Source organism: Nitrospira sp., assembly GCA_024760525.1.
Lineage (GTDB): Bacteria > Nitrospirota > Nitrospiria > Nitrospirales > Nitrospiraceae > Nitrospira_D.
In genome coordinates, this window is sequence record CP060499.1 from 672,201 (window position 1) to 691,905 (window position 19,705).

A 19,705-nucleotide genomic window follows, 5' to 3' on the forward strand; every position below is an offset into this window, starting at 1 on the left:
GCTTCCCGGTCAGCTCCTTGCCAACGACCCTGTAGGCTGGTTGTCCACTCGAGGTTGACAGTGCGCAAAGCTCTCTACTAGACTGCACCTTCTCGTCATCACCGTATAATACTTGAGTCTAATCGAAGGGGAGGCACAGATCGATGGCCAAGAAGCGAGCCGCGGAACCGGATGAAGCCAGGTTGAAAAAGAAGATTACAGCGAAGCTCACCAACCACGGCAATCCGGAAGGGGATGCCGCGGTAAGATCACTCAAGAAACGATTGAAGAGGGAGCAGCGGAAGCGGCGGGCGCTTGCACTGCGAAAAAAGCGGGCGGCCGGGAGCAAAGCTGCGGCGGCAACTCCTGCGTAGTCTATCGGGTCCCGCAGTCGTGTCCGGTACTGATCCAATGGAACAAGAACCGAAACACTCATCTCAGGATATGAATCCTCTCAACCAGCAGGCCGGTGATGAGCCACTCGGTGGCGTTGCCGCCGATCCGACCCAGGCTGAATCACCTGCCCAGCCTGACGCGGCCACCGTCGGCCAGGATCCTGTTGCGCTTGAAGAAGAGCAGGTCAAAGATGAGATCGATATTCAGATCGACCTCCTGAACGATCCTGACTGGGTGGTCCGCCGAGAAGCTATCATCACACTCGGCGAGATGGGTGACGAGCGTTGTGTGGCGCCATTGACCCGCGCGTTGCGCGACGGTGATTGGCAGGTCCGAGAAGTTGCGATTGAAGCATTGAGTCAGGTGGGCTCTCCCGCCGTCGACACACTCCTCAAATTGCTCCGTGACTGGGAAGTGCGCAAGTATGCCATTGCTGCGCTCGGCAAAATCCGCGATGAACGCGTGCTCGATCCTCTGATGCTCCAACTTCGGAACGATGAGTTTAAGGATGATGCCATCGAGGCCTTGGTCCAACTGGGTCGGCCGTCCGTTGAGAAGTTGATTGTGGCGCTTCGCGACAAGGATGAAAATGTCCGCAAGAGCGCAGTGCTCGCGTTGGGAAGGATTAAGAGCGGCGAAGCCATCGATCCGTTGATTGAAATGCTTGGCGATAAAGACTGGTTCACGCGGTTGACGGCGGCTGCCGCCTTGGAATCGATCGGCGACGAACGAGGCCGCGAAGCGATCAAGCCGCTGCTCAAGGATCCCGATATGGTGGTCAAGATGCGGGTGGAACGCATTTTGGCGAAGTGGAAGAAACAGCCGATCTCTCAACCGGCCAATGCCTGACCCCGTCTACTTATTGAGCAGTTGATCCATCCGGTGCTGTAACTCATCCAGTTTCTTCAACGATACCGGCTTCCCCATCGCGATTTCCAACCGTGCCTCCCGCAGTGCTCCAGCCAGATCCGCTAGGGCATTGGTGGAGCTATCCGGCTTGGTCCCTTTCGTGGTGGCTTCCACGGCATTGATGGCCTCAGCCAGTTCTTTCGCCGTGTCGCCGAAGTTTCGTTCGACGAGGTGCGCTTTTGCCTGTACTAAGCGGGACTTGGCCTCCACGAGACCTTGACGCCTGCGGAGATCACGCTCGATCCCGAGCGTCGTATCCAATACGTTTCGAGACAAATCCTTTAACGTCTGTTGAAGGTCGAAGACCGTTTTCTGCAGCGTTCCGACGGGCCGTTGTCCGAGATAGTAGCCCGCTCCGAATGCGCTGACGAGCAACACCAGGACACTCAAGAATTTGGCCATGGAGGTCCTCAGTCAGCGGCGACGTGTTGATGGGTTCAGCCGGCCGAACTGTTGTAACAGACTGTTCGCCGCAGCGATTTGCACGGCTTCATCGGAGTCGTGTAACCCTCTCACCAGTGCGGGAACCGCGTGGTCACTGCCTTTTCGCAAGGCCTTGGCGGCCATGAGGCGAGGAAGCGGCTGCTGATCCTGCAGCAGGGTTTGTAGAACCGTCAGCGCTTGTTCGTCCGAGGATGCGCTCAAGGCCTGCGCTGCGGCGCCGCGAATGGAAGGGTCGGGGTGCCGGGCCAGATCGGATGCGAGAGTAATCGCCGAGGCCTCTCCGAGGCGCAGCAGCCCTTCTGCGGCATTGGCACGGACGTGAAAATTCGGATCCCTGGTGAGCGCCATCAGCAGAGGCCGGTTTTCCTTGATCCCGAGTTTCCCCAGACTTGCCGCGGCCACGCCGCGAACCATCGCCATTTCGTCCCCGATTGCATGCGTCAACGGGGCCACACCGCCGGGGGAACCGAATTCTCCCAACGCTCCGGCAGCGAAGGCACGCACGGATGGATCGGGATCATACACAGCTTGGCCAAGGACCGCCAGACTCGCCGGGCGCTTCAGGCGCCCCAAGACACCCAATGCCGCCATTCTCGATTCCGCATCCGGTAACGTGGCCGCGCTGGTGATGTCGTCCAGCTTCTCGGAATGGCCCAGTTTGAACAGGGCTGCGTACGCGAAAATGGCTTCAGGTCCGTCTTCAGTGCGCGCAACGTCGAGCAACCGTTGCCGAACATCGGCGGCGTTCGCTTCTCCCAATGCGGTCATCGCGGCGATGCGGACGGTCGGCATCTCATCACGCAGCGCGCGGCGCAACGCGCCGGACTTCGCGGCAAGTCCGGCTTTCCCGATCGCCTCTGCCGCGCGCGCCCGTACGACTATCGAGGTGTCAAGCAAGCCATCCTCTAACAACGCTGCGGTCTCCGGCAGGCCCAAGTCCGCCAATGCCGAATAGGCTGCGATACGAACATGCTCTTTCCGGTCCCGAACATGGCTGGTAATTACGCTGAGCGCCAAGGGACGAAGGAGCGAAGAGTCGTAAGCCTGTCCCGGCTGGTTCAACTTCCCATAAATAGCGAGCGCTTCATCTGTCCGCCCAGTGCGGACATAGCTCAACAGGGAAAGGCGGAGGAACTGTCGCGACGGCCTGGCATCAGGTGGCAGCTCTCGGAAGAGAGCCGTGACGGCTGGGTAGTCACCGGCTTTGAAAAGCGCCTCAGCTTTCGTTTCGACCGCGGCAGGAGTTTCTGCCGAGGCGGCATAGAGAGGGGTTGTGATGAGACTGAGAAGGAGCACGCCTCGTACCAGCCGGGTCCGGAGTGGGTCGACCCCTGGATGCTCTCGGTGACGCCGAGCTGCAACGTCGAACCGAGCTACCATGTCGTCGGCAGGCGTACCGTGGCGCCACGGTACATCAGACTGACATAGTCTTTCACCATACGCGTGGTGCAGAACTGGGGTGCGATGGTACGGATGCATTCTTTGACCATTTGGAGCCAACCTCGGGGAATGCCGTCACGATCGCGCTGATAGAACAGCGGCACGACTTCTTGTTCCAACATGCGATAGAGCTGTTCGGTATCGTGGTGATCTTGAGCTTGCGGATCGGCCTGCTCGCTCAACGGCTGGATGCCCCAGCCGTTGGCCCCGTTGTATCCCTCGACCCACCATCCATCAAGAACACTCAGATTCAACACGCCGTTCAGGGCGGCTTTCATTCCGCTGGTACCGCTGGCTTCCAGCGGAAATCGAGGGGTGTTCAACCAAATGTCGACGCCTTGGACGAGATACTTCGCCATATGCATCTCGTAATCTTCAAGGAATGCGACGCGACCTCCCAGCTTATGATCATGGCAGAAGCTCAACACTTCATGAATGAAGTATCGCCCTGGTTCATCGGCCGGGTGGGCCTTTCCCGCGAAGATCAGTTGCACCGGCTTCCATCGGTCTTGGAGGAGAGCCTTCAACCGGTCCAGGTCTCGGAAGAGTAAAGTTGCCCGCTTGTAGGTCGCGAATCGTCGGGCAAATCCGATCGTCAACGCTTCGGGATCCAGGAGCGTGCCGCGTGTGAGGACTTGAGACGGCTGCAGGTGTCCATGCATCCAGCCGTTTCTGGCTCGATCGCGGATAAACCCCATCAGCTTCCGCTTCATTGTTTGTCGAACGGTCCACAGTTCATGATCTGGGATATCCATCACCCGCTGCCACATGGCCGGATCGTCGCAGGTGTGTGTCCAGGTCGGGCTGAGTGATTTGCTGTACAAATGGTGGAGTTCCGGCGAGATCCATGTCGGCGCGTGAATCCCGTTCGTCACGCTGCGGATCGGTATCTGGTCGGTCGGTAACCCTGGCCAGAAGTGGTGCCACATCTCGCGCGTGACGCGGCCGTGCTCGCGGCTTACGCCGTTGACGTGGGCCGACAGGCGCATGACCAGGGCGGTCATGTTGAAGCCTTGTCCGCGCGACTCGGGAGTTTCACCGAGTCGGAGAAATTCGTCACGCGAAAGGCTCAATTGTTCCCAATAGCCTGCAAAGTATCGATCCATCAGATAGTGCGGGAATACATCGTGCCCGGCCGGCACGGGTGTGTGCGTCGTGAAGACCGTGCTCTGACGGACAAGTTCGCTGGCTTCCGCGTGGGATGAACCCTTTTGGACCAGTTCGCGTACTCGCTCCAGTGTGAGGAAGGCTGAGTGACCTTCATTGGCATGCCAGACTGATGGTGAGATACCGAGCGAACGCAGCATGCGCACGCCGCCGATGCCCAGCAAGATTTCTTGACACAGCCGCATTTCCTGATCGCCGCCGTACAGACGAGCCGAAAGAGCGCGGTCTTCGGGACTGTTTTCCGGCACGTCGGTATCGATGAGGAAGAGCGGGATCCGCCCTACCAATACTTTCCAGACCGCCGCGGTCACACGGCGGTTGCCCATCTCGACCGCAAACCGGCAAGGCTCTCCTGCGGGAGTCAGCGCCGGATGCACTGGCGACTCGTCACGGTTGAACGGGGCGTAGGCCGCCTCTTGCCATCCTTCCGGCGTAATCCGTTGGCGAAAATAGCCTTGCGGATACATGAATCCGATACCGACGAGCGATAAACCCAGATCGCTCGCCTCCTTACAATGGTCACCGGCCAAGATGCCGAGGCCGCCGCTATAAATGGGAACGGAGGCATGTAAGCCGAATTCGGCCGAGAAGTAGGCGATGGTCGTCTTCGTCATGTCGGCATGGTGAGTTCCCACCCAACTCTTTTTGTTGGCAAGATACTCGTCAAACAGGCGGAACACGGCCGAGTATTGACGGAGAAACGCGGGATCCTCGGCCAAGCGCGTGAGCCGGTCCGTCTTGACATCAGCAAGGAGTTTGACCGGATTATGGTTGGTGAGAAACCACAAGGTCGGATCGATCACTTCGAACAGTTGACGAGCTTCCAAGGTCCAGCTCCACCACAGGTTCCGCGCCAGTTCAGGCAGGCGGTTGAGGCTCTGGGGGAGAGGATTGGAGGAACTGGTTACGTCATTATTCTGAGAATCCACAAACACTCCTTAGTTCAAATAAGCCATGGATACAGGCTGTGGGGGGCGACCACGGGTTCGGATCAGGCATGTCCTGCCTTATGCCACGAGGCCCATTCTTCGGAGAATGCCACGGCGGCATAACGTTCGCCAAGGATTTTCGCAACCTGGTTCAGCAGTTTGGTGAGTTGCTGCAGTTCGGCCGGCGTCAGGTCGTTGCGGAATTGCGGATGAAGGCCCCAGCGTGTCTCAACCTCTTCGCCCGATACGCTCGACATCAGGCTGACAAGCTTAATGTCCTGACCGGTCGATCGCTGTTGCCCGATCGCAGGTTGGTCAGACGTAGGCGCCCCTTGCGCAATTTCAGGAGAAGGTGGCGCGTGTCCTTGCAACACCGCGCTGAGCGCGGGGACCGCCGCGCTGGCACAGAGTGTTGCGGCTGAGCTCAACTGGACATTGCCGGGCGCTCCGAGGGCTTCCGTTACTTTCTCGCCGAAGTCATGAAACATCTCATTCTTGATCCTAGAGTCTTCCGTGATCAAGAATTTGTATTTTTCATACACCTGACGGCTCTCCGCGACCGTGGTGCCGATGGTCAACACGATTTCCATCTGATCCGCATTGGTCCCGAACGCCGGTTCCAGTGCGCGTTTCAATTGTTGCGTTACGGCGTCTTCCAACCCGTTCATGAACTCCATCTGGTCCTTCAATGGGACGTGCAGAGCCACCAATCGGTCCGTGAGATTGAACATGATTTTAAGGAATTCCAGGTAGATGCCCCATTCCTCCTGGCGCTTAAGCTTCAGCGCCTGTTCGGGGGCATTGCGCTTCATCATCGTGACCGATTCGCCCGACACGGCAAGCATCAGTTCAGCCAGTTGGCGAAGCTGTTCCTTATATTGAGTATTGGCAGCGGCCATGAATTCTCCTTGTAAAGCGCGGATTATAGCGGAGACCGGAGCGGCATTCAAAGCGTGACGGATGGTTTCCCGCGATGTTGCCGTAACCCATCCCTTCCGATAGAGTGAGTCCAACGAAGTCAGAGGGGTTTTAAGATGGAATTCAGTCCAGCGCAGGATGCGGAGTCGGAGCCTCGCGTAAAGGTGTTGCCGCGTGATGAGGCGCGCGAAGACCTGCTCGCGATTGCGGACATGCTTGCCAAGGCGCTGGATACCACGATCAAGATTCCAGGAACGTCGATCTATTTAGGACTCGATCCGCTCTTGGGACTCATTCCCGGAATCGGCGACATGTTGGCCAATCTCATCGGCACGATCATCCTCGCGCTGGCGACGCGTTTGCAACTGCCGCGCATCGTGCTGGCCCGCATGAGTCTCAATTTATTGCTCAACGGTACGGTGGGGGCGGTTCCGATTGTCGGAGATCTGTTCTCGGTTTGGTTCCGAAGTCACGCGAGGAATGCCGCGCTGCTTCGCGAGGCTGCGATGAAACCGGGCCGTGAGACCCATACCGATTGGTTCTATGTGGTCGGAATTATCGGAGGTACGGTGGCACTGCTGATGTTCCTGATTGTCTTCGTGGTTTGGCTGGTGATCAAGTTGTGGGCAATGATGTCGCTGTGAAAATATCGGCGGAGTATGATATAGAACAACCCTTCCCGAATGATCGAATCAGCTAACAATTCCTTCCCGTACCTCCATGGAAAGAGACGTTAAAACCTATGTGTTGAAGCGGCCTGCCGAGGAGGCCGTACCGCGCAAGTTGACCATCAACTATGCTGCGGCGTTAAACCCCCAGCAACTGGCGGCAGTAACGGCGGGCGATGGTCCTTCGCTGGTCATTGCGGGTGCTGGAAGCGGCAAGACGCGCACATTGATCTATCGCGTGGCTTATTTGATCGACTCCGGCGTGGACCCATCGAACATCCTCCTCCTCACGTTTACGAGGAAGTCGGCACAGGAAATGTTGGAGCGCGCCGGCGACCTGATCGGAATGAGCAGCCGGCGGGTCTGCGGCGGGACGTTTCACTCGGTGGCAAACATGCTGCTGCGGCGGCACGGCCGATCCATCGGTGTCGAGCCCGGGTTCACCATTCTGGATCGGGGCGATGCGGAAGACTTGATCGCTCTAGTCCGATCGCAGCTTGGTCTGAACGAAAAAGACAAGCGCTTTCCCCGCAAGGGAACGATCATGGAAATAATCAGCAAGAGCGAGAACACCCTGTGCAGTCTCGATGAGATTATTTTGGAGGAGTTCAGCCATTTCGCCGATCACTCCGATGATCTCGGGCGGCTTCAGAAAGCCTATCAAACCGCGAAGCGCCAGAAACAACTGTTGGACTACGACGATCTGTTGGTCATGCTGCGGCAGCTGCTCTTGCTGGATGAGGCGGCTCGCGCGAACATTTCCCGTCAGTATCGCTACATCCTCGTGGATGAATACCAGGATACGAATCGCTTGCAGGCCGAGGTCATTCGCCAGCTGGCGGCGGCACATCAGAATGTGATGGTGGTCGGCGATGATTCTCAATCCATCTATGCGTTCCGAGGCGCGACCTTTAAAAACATCATGGATTTTCCCGTGCTGTTTCCCGGCACGACGATCTACAAGCTTGAAGAAAACTATCGCAGCACCCAGCCGATTTTGAACTTGGCCAACTGCATTATCGAGGAAGCGGCGGAGAAGTATACGAAGCGCCTCTTCACGAGAAAGATCGACGGGCCGTTGCCGGCATTGGTCGAAGCAGCCGGAGAAAATGCGCAATCACGGTTCATTGGGCAGAAGATTCTTGAGTTGCGGGAAGAGGGAGTGCCGCTGAGCGAAGTGGCTGTGCTGTTTCGGTCGAGTTTTCATTCCTTTGACCTGGAAATCGAACTCTCGCGCAAGGGGTTACCCTTTATCAAACGCGGGGGCGTGAAGTTTATCGAAACGGCGCATGTCAAGGATTTGCTGGCCCATGTGCGAGTGGTCTCGAATCCACTTGATACGGTCAGCTGGCATCGTGTCCTCATGTTGGTGGAAGGTGTGGGACCGAAGAAGGCCCAGGACTTACTCGCTGCGATCGTGAAAGCTGAACGGCCCTTTGACGTGCTGCGTGGGGTGAGTGGCCGTTCCGGACAAGGTCTCAAGAATCTAGCCAATACCTTGGAGAGCCTGGCTGGATCGGATGACCGGCAGCCCGCTGAACAGGTCAATCACATTTACGAGTACTATCTTCCGATCCTCAAGGATCAGTACGACGACTATCCGAAGCGTACGAGAGATTTGGATCACCTCCACACGATTGCCGAGGGGTATCATGGCATCGATGAGTTTCTCGCCGATTTGGCGCTGGAGCCGCCGGATGGCAGTGCTGTGGATGTGGAGGCGCCTGATCGCGATGATGAACGGCTGGTGCTTTCGACGATTCATTCCGCAAAGGGACTGGAATGGCAGTGCGTTTTTGTGATTTGGGTGGTGGACGGTCGGTTTCCGTCCGCCTATTCCTTTCTCACGGATGACGAATTGGAAGAAGAGCGGCGGCTCTTCTATGTGGCCGTGACTCGAGCGAAGCGCCATTTGTTTTTAACGTATCCCATCAACGTGTACGACAGGACCAGCGGAATGTTGCTTTCAAGGCCTTCGAGGTTTCTGGACCATGTGTCCACGGATCTTCTCGATACACTCGCATTGATAGAGGAGGGTGGGCGAGAGGACTGGGGGATGGCACGAGACCCGTACTATTAATCACGCAGTTTCCGGCGTTGCGTGTCGGTTTTCCTTCCCTGCCAGTATGAGTGACCTCTCGATCAGATTGCTTCTGGTGTGGTGCTGCTGGTCGGGGTCGGCCTTCCTCGCAGAAGCCTCGGCCATCTCGTCGAATGAAGAGCGGAGTGCGGGCCAGACATGGGTACGTCTCATCGATGACGTGGAACGCTTACGATTGCCGACTAAGTTTTTGAAAGCGCTCCCATCTGATTTTATTCATTTCGAATTCGATGATCTTCGGACCTACGCCGCCGAATACCATCTCGGTGAGCATCGAATGGTCCTTAATCGGTCGTTGTCATTTAACGCCGCTGGAAGGACGCTCAAACCGCTTGGCAAGATGACACACAAGGAGTTGGAAGTGCTCTATCATGAACTGTTCCATGCCTATATGGACTACTTGGCAGTCAGTGAGACCGGCCAGCGCTCCGAAGGACTCCTGCGCTTCGCGAGAGAGTGGCAAGCCTGTCGATATGGAGAAGTCGAGATCACTCCGATCGCCCAGCGAAAAGATGAGACGGAATCGCGCTACTTGACGCCGGGAGAGTCGTGGGAAGCGCTCAATGAAACGTGGGCGGTCTTCATTGGTTGGGCGGTGTGGAACCAGCTTGAAGTGCAGCGCCAGATCGGCAAATCAATGTTTCAAGAGCGGCGACAGGGCGATGAATGGACACGCCGATTCCACGTGGCATTTGAGAACGGAGAGCTTCGTGGGTATTACGTCCCAGAAGATCCCGATGAACGGCGCCTCGCGCAGAAGAGATATTTGAGCAAGCCGTCTCAGCTCAGCATGGAGGAGGCGATACTCTTAATGAGGCAAGCGCTTGGTTTTCAATATGATTTTATTGATCGATTGGAAACGTTGCCTGGATTCTCCAGGGTCACAAACTGTCCGAGTTCCAATGACACGACAAATTAAAAGGACCCGAGCCGAATTCTCCTCTTGACACGGAGAAAGTTCATCAATAGAATCCAGCATTTCGTGATCTAGCCTGTCCGAGCACCTCAGCGGATCAATCTTCAATGATTCGAGAAAGAGAGTTGTGCGCGGGTAGGCCTACTTGTCTTTGTTGAACGATTGGTCGGTGAGAACGTCCTCTATTTGTGCTGCAAATTTGGTTTGCATAGAACAATGAAACATTGCGGGCAGGTACCCAAGCGGCCAAAGGGGGCAGACTGTAAATCTGCTGGCTTATGTCTTCCAAGGTTCGAATCCTTGCCTGCCCACCAAACCAAGCTTCGCTCGTTCCGGCGAGCGTGCAAGTGGGCGAGCCGGATAGGCGCCTCCAGTGGTTGGGTTTTTCATAAGCTTGCTCGACCGGGAGCCGATCATATTGTTCTTGGCGACGGGATAAGATCTGCAAGTTTGTTTATGGGCTCGCTCGTACCGGGGAGCTTCAGAGCGGGCGAGTCAGAAGCGTACCTTAAGAGTTTTGGTTTGAATCGATATGTGAGTGAAGAAGGGAAAGTAGGCGGGCGTAGCTCAGTGGTAGAGTTCCAGCCTTCCAAGCTGGCTGTCGTGGGTTCAAATCCCATCGCCCGCTCCAAAAAGCTGGTGCTAGGGCGGTAAGAGTCAACGTCAAGCGTCGTGGTTGAAATAGATTGAGGAGAGCCTGGTTGCACGAATGACCCTTGACGCGCCGAATGCCCACGTAGCTCAGTTGGTAGAGCACGTCCTTGGTAAGGACGAGGTCACGCGTTCGATCCGCGTCGTGGGCTCCATACCGCGCTTGACACCATCGGGAGCCAAGTAGGAGTGATCTTAGCGGTCGACTAGACGCCTCGTGTGTTGGGTTTTTGGTTTTATGTAGGACTGCTGGATTCGAAGCGCAGGCACGGAGCACGGCGGGATTTTACCTTTTGTGTTTTAGACAAAGGAGTGGGGTATGGCGAAGGCGAAATACGAGCGGAAGAAGCCGCACGTGAACATTGGGACGATCGGGCACGTGGACCACGGGAAGACGACGTTGACGGCGGCGTTGACGAAAGTGTGTGCGGATCGGGGGATGGCGAAATTCATCAGTTACGACGAAGTGGCCAAGGCGAGCGAGAGCCAAGGGCGGCGGGACGCGACCAAGATCATGACCATCGCCATCAGCCACGTCGAGTACGAGACCGATGCCCGGCACTATGCGCACGTGGACTGTCCGGGCCACGCCGACTACGTGAAGAACATGATCACCGGAGCGGCCCAGATGGACGGGGCGATCCTGGTCGTGAGCGCCGCAGACGGCCCCATGCCGCAGACCCGGGAGCACATCTTATTGGCGCGGCAGGTGGGGGTGCCGTACATCGTGGTGTTTTTGAACAAGGCCGACAAAGTCGACGACAAAGAGCTGTTGGAGTTGGTCGAGTTGGAAGTGCGGGAGCTGCTCTCCAAGTATGGGTTCCCAGGGGACAAGACCCCGATCGTCCAAGGCAGCGCCCTGCAAGCCATGGAAGGCAACCAGGGGCCGTTGGGGATTCCGGCCATCATGAAGCTGTTAGAGGCGGTTGATACCTATATTCCCACGCCGCAGCGGCCCATCGATAAGCCGTTCCTGATGCCGATCGAAGACGTGTTCACCATCAGCGGCCGGGGCACCGTCGTGACGGGGCGGTGTGAGCGGGGCATCGTGAAGGTCGGGGATGAAATCGAGATCGTGGGGTTGCGGCCGACGCAGAGCACCATCGTGACGGGCGTCGAGATGTTCCGCAAAGTGCTCGACGAAGGGCAGGCGGGGGACAACATCGGGGTGCTTTTGCGGGGGACCAAGAAAGAAGACGTGGAGCGGGGCATGGTGCTCTCGAAGCCCAAGAGCATTACGCCGCATACGAAGTTCAAGGCGGAGATCTATGTGTTGACCAAGGAGGAAGGGGGGCGGCATACCCCGTTCTTCAACGGGTATCGGCCGCAGTTCTACTTCCGGACGACGGATGTGACCGGGGTGGTGCAGCTCAATCCGGGGGTCGAGATGGTGATGCCGGGGGACAACGTGAGTGTGACGGGGGAGTTGATCAGCCCGATCGCGATGGATCAGGGGTTACGGTTTGCCGTACGCGAGGGGGGCAAGACCGTCGGCTCCGGGGTCGTCACGGAAATTCTGGCGTAAAACGGACGGCAAACGTCGATGGTCGGTCAACCGGAGAAGACGGGCAGCCGAATCCTTCGCTTGATGTTGTGACGGTTGACGAATAACGAGGATTACAATGCGAGAAATTATCGACATGGCGTGTACGCTTTGCAAACAGCGGAATTACTCGTCCATGAAGAACAAGAAGAACGATCCGGATCGGTTGGAACGAAACAAGTTCTGCAAGTTCTGCCGAAAGCACACGCCTCATAAGGAAGTGAAATAGCGAACTGAGCGCGCAGTGCGAAGTTTGTGGAGGAACCGGTTAGCGCGGCACTCAGGACTCGGCACTATTCAGGGAGGGGCATGGTGTTAATGGTAGCACATCGGTCTCCAAAACCGAGAGTCTGGGTTCAAATCCTAGTGCCCCTGCCACCCCAAGCTTGCTCGAACCGGGAGTCAGGGGGGGGTGTTGAGTGTGGCCGTCGGATAGGCACTACAGGTCTGACGTAGCCGGTGGGTAGTTCTTGATTAGGATGATAGAAGCGGAGTCGTAATGTTTACGCGTATGACAGAATCGATTCGGTTGTTTGTGACGGACGTGCGGGCGGAGATGAAAAAGGTTTCATTTCCGAGCCGTGCAGAAACCGTCGGCTCAACAACGGTGGTCATTGTGTTCTGTATCCTGATGTCGTTGTACTTGTCCGTCATCGATTCATTCCTTTCATGGTTGGTGGGCAAGGTCATTTAGCCTCCTGAAAATGAGTGAGAAGATTCCGCGGTAATTCATCGAAGACCTGAGGGTGGTGCATGACAAAGAACTGGTACGTCATCCATACGTACGCGGGTTTTGAGGGGCGCGTGAAGACCAGTCTCGTGGAGCGTGCGAATCAAATGGGGCTTGTCGAGAAGCTCGGGCAGGTGCTTGTTCCGACAGAAGATGTGATTGAAATTAAGGATGGCAAGCGACGCACCTCCCGGCGAAAGTTCTTTCCGGGCTATGTTCTTGTGGAACTGGAGTCTCCATTGGGCGATGAGACGTTGCAAATGATCAAGGAAACTCCAAAAGTGACAGGGTTTGTCGGAGGGGGCGCCGTGCCGACACCGCTGACCAGTGAGGAGGTGGAGTCCTTGCTCAAGCAAGTCGATGCGGGGCAGGCCGAACCACGCGAACAGGTCAAGTTTATCAAGGGCGACAATGTTCGCATCATCGATGGCCCGTTCTTGGGGTTCAACGGTGTGGTTGATGAAGTCGATCAGGATCATAGCCGGTTGAAGGTTATGGTGAGCATATTCGGCCGGTCGACCCCGGTTGAATTAGGATTTTTACAAGTGGAACGGATATAGACCGATCAGCTGGCGTCAGTCCAGATCATGGTTGACGTCAACGGCTGATTGCTGATCGCGTAAGGAGAAAGAGGAAGACATGGCGAAAGAAGTGTCGGCGCAGATCAAGTTGCAAATTCCGGCTGGCAAGGCCAATCCAGCTCCTCCTGTCGGTCCCTCGCTGGGCCAGCATGGAGTCAATATCATGGAGTTCTGCAAGCAGTTCAATGCCAAGACCCAGAAGGACGGGGACAGTATCATTCCCGTCATCATTACGGTCTACAAGGATCGCACCTTCACCTTCGTGATGAAAACGCCGCCTGCTTCGGATCTCCTGAAAAAGGCCGCGGGGATCATCAAAGGGTCTGGTGTGCCGCAGAAAGATAAGGTTGGGAAAATCACAAGACAGCAATTGAACGAAATTGCCCGCAAGAAGATGGCGGATTTGAATGCAGCTGATGTGGAAGGGGCGGCCAAAATCATCGAGGGTACCGCCCGCAGCATGGGCGTCGTCATTCAAGGATAATAGCGAGAGCGAAGGAGCGGCAGGTATGGGAAAGAAAATGGATACGGCGATCAAGAACGTTGAGCCTCGCGTGTATGGATTGCGTGAGGCCGTTGAAACCGTGAAAAAATCGGCCTTTGCCAAATTTGATGAGTCGGTAGATCTCGCGCTCAGGCTGGGAATCGATCCAAAGCGCTCCGATCAGCTGGTCCGAGGAACGGCTTCACTTCCCCACGGAACGGGAAAAAAGGTTCGTGTCCTCGTGTTTGCAAAAGGCGAAAAAGAGCAGGAGGCGCGTCAAGCGGGTGCCGACTACGTCGGGTCTGATGACTTGATGGAAAAGATCAAGGGCGGATGGATGGATTTCGATTGCGCGATCTCCACGCCTGATCTAATGGCCTCGGTGGGAAAACTCGGTAAGGTGCTGGGGCCTCGGGGATTGATGCCGAATCCTAAGACGGGGACAGTGACGTTCGAGGTTGGAAAGGCTGTCGCGGACATCCGAAAAGGTCGTGTGGAGTTCAAGGTCGAAAAGGCCGGCATTGTGCACGTACCGGTCGGGAAAGTGTCTTTCGATCCAACGAAGCTGTACGACAATGCCTCGGCCATCCTTGAATCCGTCATCAAGGCGAAGCCGGCCTCATGCAAAGGGCGTTATCTCAAGAGCGCCACGATTTCCAGTACGATGGGTCCCGGTGTGAAATTGGATACCGTCGCGCTGACGAAGCAGTGGAGTTAGTCGAACGACGTCTTTCGTCACGTGTCCGCTCAGGGGCGCCCCATGGTTCCTGGTGGACGACTCATCAGTGATGAGCGGCGATTCTTCGAAGAAGGAGAGCGATGAAAAAGGAAGAGAAGGTTACGGCGGTGGCGGAATTGGCCGAAAAATTCGGTCGCGCACGTCTCGCCATCTTGACTGAATGCGTCGGCCTGCCTGTGAACCAGGTCACAGAGTTGCGAAAGCAGCTCCGCGGGGCAAAGGCCGAATATCGTATCGTGAAAAATACGTTGGCGGCTCGTGCCGCCGAGGGCACGGTGTTGGCCGGCCTCAAGGCGCATCTCAAAGGTCCGACCGGGGTGGTTATCGGATACGACGACCCTGTGTTGCCGACCAAGGTTTTAAAGGATTTCATCGGTGCGGAAAAGCGAGAAGAGAAGATTCGCATGACGGCCGGAGTGCTGGAAGGGAAGATTCTCCAGCCCGCGGAGCTGGCCGCCGTTGCGAAACTGCCGAAGAAAGAAGTTCTCGTGGCTATGCTGCTCTCGGCCATGCAAGGGCCGATTCGCGGTGTTGTCTATACGTTGAACGCGGTTTTATCGAAGTTCGTCAGAGTCATTGCAGCCATTCAGGATAAACGGAAAGGAGAAGGGGACATGCCAGCTACGGAAGGGAAATTGTCGCAGGAAGAATTGATCAAGGCGATCGAAAGCATGAGTGTGCTCGATCTTGCTGAACTGGTGAAGGGGTTGGAAACGCGGTTCGGTGTGACGGCAGCGGCTCCGGTCGCGATGGCCGCAGCGCCGGCTGCAGGTGGTGGAGCAGCGGCTCCTGCCGAGGAAAAGACGGCATTCGATGTCATCCTCGCGTCCGCTCCGGCTGATAAGAAGATCCAAATCATCAAGGTGGTGCGCGAGCTCACCAGTCTCGGACTCAAAGAAGCCAAAGACCTTGTCGAGGGCGCGCCCAAACCGGTCAAGGCCGGGGTGACCAAGGAAGAAGCCGACACGATGAAGAAGAAGCTTGAAGAAAGCGGCGCCAAGGTCGAAGTCAAGTAAGCAAGCATTCGTCATAGCCACTGGGTATTCGTTAGTCGGTGAGGCTGACGACGGTCGTCTTTTCATGAGCGTGTTATGACTGGTGACTGCTGTTCACCATCAACCCGCGTGGAGGAGTAGGCATGTCCGAAACGACTCTACAAGAGTTCGTCGAGCGGAAAGATTTTTCTCGTATCCGAACCAACATCGATATTCCGGATTTGATTGAAATCCAGAAGCGTTCCTACGAAGAATTTTTGCAGCTTGAAGTCGAGCCGGAGCGACGAAAAGATCATGGACTACAGGCGGCGTTGGCCAGTGTCTTCCCGATCCCGGACTATAACAATACGGCCGTACTCGAATTTTCGAGCTACACGTTGGGGACACCGAAATACGACGAACGCGAATGCCTTGAGCAGGGTATGACCTTTGCGGTTCCGTTGAAGTTGCGTGTCCGTTTGGTGGTGTTTGATAAGGAGGATAAGGGACCTCGGAAGAAAGTGCTGGATGTGCGCGAGCAGGAGGTCTATGTCGGAGAATTGCCGTTGATGACTGAGCGCGGCACGTTCATCGTCAATGGAACGGAGCGCGTCGTCGTCAGCCAGCTTCATCGGTCGCCTGGCGCGTCGTTCACGCACGACAAGGGACGCACCCATGCGAGCGGCAAGGTGTTGTACTCGGCGCGAATTATTCCCTATCGAGGTTCTTGGCTCGATTTTGAGTTCGATGCGAGAGACATTCTGTATGTGCGCATCGATCGCCGCCGGAAGATGCCGACTACGATCTTATTGAAGGCTTTTGGGTTTTCGAGCGACGATTTGCTCAAAATGTACTACCCGGTCGAAGAAATTCGGGTATCGAAGGGCAAGATGTTCCGCAAGCTGGACCCGGACATCCATCATGGGCTTCGGTGTTCCGCAGAGGTGACGGACAAGGGCGGTAAGGAACCGTTAGTCCGGGAAGGCGCCAGGCTGACGAAAGGCATGATCGCCAAACTGAAGGCGTCGGGCGTGAAGGAAATTCCCATGCTCCCGACCGAGTTGGTGGGGCGTGCCATTCTCACGGAATTGCTCGATTCGAAGAAGAACAAGCTGGCGGAAAAGAATCAGCGTTTGACCCCCGAAATCGTCGAACAGATTGTCGAGAGCGATGTTGAGGAATTTAAGGTCATCTATCTCGATATGGCCACCGCGACGCCGGTGATCCTCGATACCTTGGAGATGGAGAAGATCGGGTCGAAGGAGGAAGCGATGGTGGAAATCTATCGCCGTCTCCGTCCTGGTGAGACTCCGTCCGTCGATACGGCGCGGGCGTTGTTCGACAATTTGTTCTTGAATTCCAAGCGCTACGATTTGTCTCCGGTCGGTCGGCTCAAGCTGAACAAGAAGCTGGGATTGGACTTACCGCTTGATCAGCGCACCCTGACCGCTCAGGACATCGTGGAAGTCATTCGCTATCTCGTGAACCTTAAGATCGGAAAAGGCGAAATCGACGACATCGACCACTTGGGCAATCGCCGTGTACGGTCGGTCGGTGAACTGCTCGAGAATCAGTTTCGGCTGGGCCTGGTTCGCATGGAACGAAGCATCAAGGAGCGCATGAATCTCCTCGATATGGAAACCGTATTGCCCCATGATCTGATCAACGCGAAACCGGTGGTCGCGGCCGTGAAGGAGTTCTTCAGCAGCAGTCAGCTTTCTCAATTCATGGACCAAACCAACCCGCTGGCTGAAATCACGCATAAGCGTCGATTGTCCGCGCTTGGTCCTGGTGGACTCACGAGGGAACGGGCGGGATTTGAAGTCCGAGACGTGCATCCGTCCCACTACAGTCGAATTTGTCCGATCGAAACGCCGGAAGGTCCGAACATTGGGCTGATTACATCCCTGGCGACCTATGCACGGATCAACCAGTTCGGGTTCATTGAGGCGCCCTATCGAAAGGTTGTCAAGGGGCGCGTCACCGATGAAATTGAATTTCTCTCGGCGATCGAAGGTGACAAATATATCATCGCCCAGGCCAACTCAAAATTGGATGGAACGGCGCGGCTGGTTTCAGAAACGGTCTCCTGTCGTCATGGAGGAGACTTCGTGTTGGCGGCTCCGGATAAGATCGAGTACATGGACGTCTCGCCGAAGCAAGTGGTGAGTGTGGCGACCGCCCTCGTGCCGTTTTTGGAGCACGACGACGCCAATCGCGCGCTGATGGGTTCCAACATGCAACGCCAAGCGGTTCCCTTGGTCACGTCCGAATCTCCTCTCGTCGGGACCGGAATGGAAGCCGTGGTCGCTCGAGATTCAGGGTATGTCATCCAGGCTCGTCGAGCCGGAGTCGTAGAGAGTGTCGATGCGACACGTATCGTCGTGCGGGCCGATGCGAAAGACGGCAAGAAGGGCAAGGATTCCGGGTTAGACGTCTATGACCTGATCAAGTTCCAGCGGTCGAACCAAAACACCTGTATCACCCAAACTCCTGTGGTTCGAATCGGGCAGCCGGTCAAGAAAGGACAGGTATTGGGAGACGGGCCTGCGATCGATCACGGAGAACTCGCGCTGGGGAAAAATGTGCTCGTCGCGTTCATGCCATGGGGGGGCTACAACTTCGAGGACGCCATTTTGCTCAGCGAGAAGTTGGTCCGCGAAGACGCCTTCACCTCGATCCACATCGAAGAGTTCGAGGTGGAAGCCCGGGATACCAAGCTGGGTAAGGAGGACGTCACGCGGGATATTCCCAATGTCGGCGAAGAAGCGCTCAGGAATCTGGACGAGAGCGGGATTATCCGTATCGGGGCGGAAGTGAAGCCGGGTGACATTCTAGTGGGAAAGGTCACGCCCAAAGGCGAGACTCAGCTGACCCCTGAAGAAAAGCTGCTCCGCGCGATCTTCGGCGAGAAGGCCGGCGACGTGAAGGATACATCGTTGACTGTGCCTCCCGGGGTAGAGGGCATCGTGGTCGACGTCAAAATCTTCTCGCGCAAAGGGCTCGACAAGGACGAACGTTCGAAGAGCATCGAGACCGATGACCAGATGAAGTTGCAGCGTGATCACCACGAAGAGCTGCGGATCATTGATGAAGAAAAGACGAAGAAGATTCGGAAGTTGTTGCTCGGCAAGGTCGTAGGCCGCGATCTCATGGATCCGGAGAGCGGCGACGTTATTTTGAAGAAGAAGGGCAAGCTCACAGCGGAGATTCTCAGACGATTGCCCGACGATACGGTACGGCACATCATTCTGAGCGATCCTGACGAACAAAAGGAACTGGAAGACGTCGAACGGCGGGCAAAAGAGCAGATTGAGATCCTCCAGACTCTCTACGACGAGAAAGTGGGCCGCTTGAAACGGGGCGATGAATTGCCTCCCGGTGTGATCAAGCTCGTCAAGGTCTACATCGCGATGAAGCGCAAGATCCAAGTCGGTGACAAGATGGCCGGTCGTCATGGCAACAAGGGCGTCGTGTCACGGGTTTTGCCCGAGGAGGACATGCCGTATTTGCCGGACGGGACCCCTGTAGAGATCGTGCTAAATCCACTCGGTGTGCCGTCGCGTATGAATGTAGGGCAAATTCTGGAAACCCATCTTGGATGGGCGGCGAGGGCTTTGGGGATCAAGGTGGCGAGTCCGGTGTTTGATGGAGCATCGGAGAAGGAAATTAAGGACCTGTTGAAGAAGGCGAAGCTGCCGACGAGCGGTCAAACTCAACTGATCGATGGGAAGACAGGCGAACCGTTCGGTAGTCCGGTGACGGTCGGATATATGTACGTGCTCAAGCTCCACCATTTGGTGGACGACAAGATCCACGCACGGTCCATCGGTCCGTACTCACTCGTGACCCAGCAGCCGCTCGGCGGCAAGGCTCAATTCGGCGGACAGCGTCTGGGAGAAATGGAAGTCTGGGCGTTGCAAGCCTACGGTGCGGCCTCGACCCTCCAGGAATTCCTTACCGTGAAATCCGACGACGTGCCGGGCCGGTCACGCATGTACGAAGCGGTCGTCAAGGGCGAGCCTTTTCTCGAACCAGGGTTGCCTGAGTCGTTCAACGTGTTGGTCAAAGAATTACAGAGCTTGGGACTCGATGTAGAGTTGGTCAAGACGCAAGACTAACCGTTTGTGTGCCGG

General features: G+C 56.3%; 17 protein-coding genes and 4 tRNA genes. 17 read left to right on the forward strand and 4 right to left on the reverse strand.

What is annotated here, in order from left to right:
- The first annotated feature begins 143 nt into the window (after positions 1–143).
- Both H8K04_03190 and H8K04_03195 read left to right on the forward strand, forming a co-directional pair.
- On the forward strand, positions 144–353 hold the full coding sequence (locus H8K04_03190; GenBank protein UVT16582.1) for a hypothetical protein: 210 nt from the start codon (positions 144–146) through the stop codon (positions 351–353).
- A gap of 70 nt (positions 354–423) precedes the next feature.
- Entirely contained in the window at positions 424–1,224 is an 801-nt protein-coding gene (locus H8K04_03195; protein ID UVT16583.1) for a HEAT repeat domain-containing protein, read from the forward strand.
- A 6-nt stretch (positions 1,225–1,230) separates the two neighbouring features.
- On the opposite strand, the gene H8K04_03200 is transcribed toward H8K04_03195, so the two are convergent.
- The 4 genes from H8K04_03200 to H8K04_03215 all read right to left on the reverse strand — a co-directional run bounded on the left by H8K04_03200 (position 1,231) and on the right by H8K04_03215 (position 6,163).
- Positions 1,231–1,686 (reverse strand): hypothetical protein, encoded by a 456-nt coding sequence (locus tag H8K04_03200; protein UVT16584.1) that lies wholly within the window; start codon positions 1,684–1,686, stop codon positions 1,231–1,233.
- Positions 1,687–1,698: 12 nt separating this feature from the next.
- The gene (locus H8K04_03205) at positions 1,699–3,108 is read right to left on the reverse strand and encodes a HEAT repeat domain-containing protein (protein UVT16585.1); all 1,410 of its coding nucleotides are present in this window, start codon (positions 3,106–3,108) and stop codon (positions 1,699–1,701) included.
- Entirely contained in the window at positions 3,102–5,264 is a 2,163-nt protein-coding gene (glgP, locus tag H8K04_03210) for an alpha-glucan family phosphorylase (GenBank protein ID UVT16586.1), read from the reverse strand. The genes H8K04_03205 and glgP overlap by 7 nt, the downstream gene beginning before the upstream one ends.
- Before the next feature lie 62 nt (positions 5,265–5,326).
- Positions 5,327–6,163: a hypothetical protein gene (locus H8K04_03215; protein ID UVT16587.1), complete on the reverse strand. Its 837-nt coding sequence runs from the start codon at positions 6,161–6,163 to the stop codon at positions 5,327–5,329.
- A 135-nt stretch (positions 6,164–6,298) separates the two neighbouring features.
- Between H8K04_03215 and H8K04_03220 the strand changes: the two genes are divergently transcribed.
- The 15 genes from H8K04_03220 to rpoB all read left to right on the forward strand — a co-directional run bounded on the left by H8K04_03220 (position 6,299) and on the right by rpoB (position 19,690).
- Complete coding sequence (locus tag H8K04_03220; protein UVT16588.1) at positions 6,299–6,826, forward strand: DUF4112 domain-containing protein; 528 nt, start codon at positions 6,299–6,301, stop codon at positions 6,824–6,826.
- 76 nt (positions 6,827–6,902) lie between these two features.
- Positions 6,903–8,930, forward strand: a complete 2,028-nt coding sequence (locus tag H8K04_03225) for an ATP-dependent helicase (GenBank protein ID UVT16589.1) — start codon at positions 6,903–6,905, stop codon at positions 8,928–8,930.
- Positions 8,931–8,976: 46 nt separating this feature from the next.
- A complete protein-coding gene (locus H8K04_03230; protein ID UVT16590.1) occupies positions 8,977–9,870 on the forward strand; it encodes a hypothetical protein in 894 nt (297 codons plus the stop codon).
- A gap of 225 nt (positions 9,871–10,095) precedes the next feature.
- A tRNA-Tyr gene (locus H8K04_03235) sits at positions 10,096–10,181 on the forward strand.
- Positions 10,182–10,423: 242 nt separating this feature from the next.
- Positions 10,424–10,498 (forward strand) — tRNA-Gly (locus tag H8K04_03240).
- A 99-nt stretch (positions 10,499–10,597) separates the two neighbouring features.
- A tRNA-Thr gene (locus tag H8K04_03245) sits at positions 10,598–10,673 on the forward strand.
- 164 nt (positions 10,674–10,837) lie between these two features.
- On the forward strand, positions 10,838–12,043 hold the full coding sequence (gene tuf / locus H8K04_03250; GenBank protein UVT16591.1) for an elongation factor Tu: 1,206 nt from the start codon (positions 10,838–10,840) through the stop codon (positions 12,041–12,043).
- Between the two features lie 97 nt (positions 12,044–12,140).
- Positions 12,141–12,290: a 50S ribosomal protein L33 gene (gene rpmG, locus H8K04_03255; protein ID UVT16592.1), complete on the forward strand. Its 150-nt coding sequence runs from the start codon at positions 12,141–12,143 to the stop codon at positions 12,288–12,290.
- Positions 12,291–12,364: 74 nt separating this feature from the next.
- Positions 12,365–12,439: transfer RNA gene (locus tag H8K04_03260), tRNA-Trp, on the forward strand.
- A gap of 121 nt (positions 12,440–12,560) precedes the next feature.
- Positions 12,561–12,755 carry a preprotein translocase subunit SecE gene (secE, locus tag H8K04_03265; GenBank protein ID UVT16593.1) on the forward strand — a complete coding sequence of 65 codons (195 nt, stop codon included), beginning with the start codon at positions 12,561–12,563 and terminating at the stop codon, positions 12,753–12,755.
- A gap of 59 nt (positions 12,756–12,814) precedes the next feature.
- Positions 12,815–13,351: a transcription termination/antitermination protein NusG gene (nusG, locus tag H8K04_03270; protein UVT16594.1), complete on the forward strand. Its 537-nt coding sequence runs from the start codon at positions 12,815–12,817 to the stop codon at positions 13,349–13,351.
- A 79-nt stretch (positions 13,352–13,430) separates the two neighbouring features.
- Complete coding sequence (rplK, locus tag H8K04_03275) at positions 13,431–13,856, forward strand: 50S ribosomal protein L11 (GenBank protein UVT16595.1); 426 nt, start codon at positions 13,431–13,433, stop codon at positions 13,854–13,856.
- Positions 13,857–13,881: 25 nt separating this feature from the next.
- The gene (locus tag H8K04_03280; protein UVT16596.1) at positions 13,882–14,574 is read left to right on the forward strand and encodes a 50S ribosomal protein L1; all 693 of its coding nucleotides are present in this window, start codon (positions 13,882–13,884) and stop codon (positions 14,572–14,574) included.
- 101 nt (positions 14,575–14,675) lie between these two features.
- Positions 14,676–15,611 carry a 50S ribosomal protein L7/L12 gene (rplL, locus tag H8K04_03285; GenBank protein UVT16597.1) on the forward strand — a complete coding sequence of 312 codons (936 nt, stop codon included), beginning with the start codon at positions 14,676–14,678 and terminating at the stop codon, positions 15,609–15,611.
- A 122-nt stretch (positions 15,612–15,733) separates the two neighbouring features.
- Entirely contained in the window at positions 15,734–19,690 is a 3,957-nt protein-coding gene (gene rpoB / locus H8K04_03290; GenBank protein UVT16598.1) for a DNA-directed RNA polymerase subunit beta, read from the forward strand.
- Positions 19,691–19,705 lie beyond the last annotated feature (15 nt).